Here is a 367-nt window from a genome sequence, read left to right on the forward strand (position 1 = left end):
CGCTGGCGTCCAAGCCGGTGACGGGCTCGTTGAAGATGAAGCGGACGGTCGTGCTCTCGCCCGCGGTGAGCGTGCTGTCGGCCAGCGTAATGGTGGCCGTGGGGCGCGTGGTGTGCACGCTGTAGTTGGCGCTGCTGGCGCTGCCGGTCCCGGCGTTGCCCGCGTCGTCGGTCACGCCGGCGAGGTTCACGCGGATGGTGTTCGTCCCGGCGTTGGCGTTGGCCGTGGGCGTGAAGGTCGCTGTCCAGACCGTGCGCTCGGCGTTGGCCGTGGGCGGGCTCAGCGTGCCGCTCGTGCACACGATGTCGCTGGCGTCAAAGCCGTTGACGGGCTCGTTGAAGCGGAAGCTGACGGTCGTGCTCTCGCC

The 367-nt window shown here is 70.0% G+C and carries 1 protein-coding gene; it reads right to left on the reverse strand.

Annotated features, from left to right (window positions below; genetic code table 11):
- A partial coding sequence (locus VTU_RS33855) for an Ig-like domain-containing protein (protein ID WP_010107257.1) occupies window positions 1-367 on the reverse strand: 367 nt, incomplete at both ends.

It is taken from the genome of Verminephrobacter aporrectodeae subsp. tuberculatae At4, assembly GCF_000193225.1.
GTDB classification, from domain to species: domain Bacteria; phylum Pseudomonadota; class Gammaproteobacteria; order Burkholderiales; family Burkholderiaceae_C; genus Acidovorax; species Acidovorax aporrectodeae.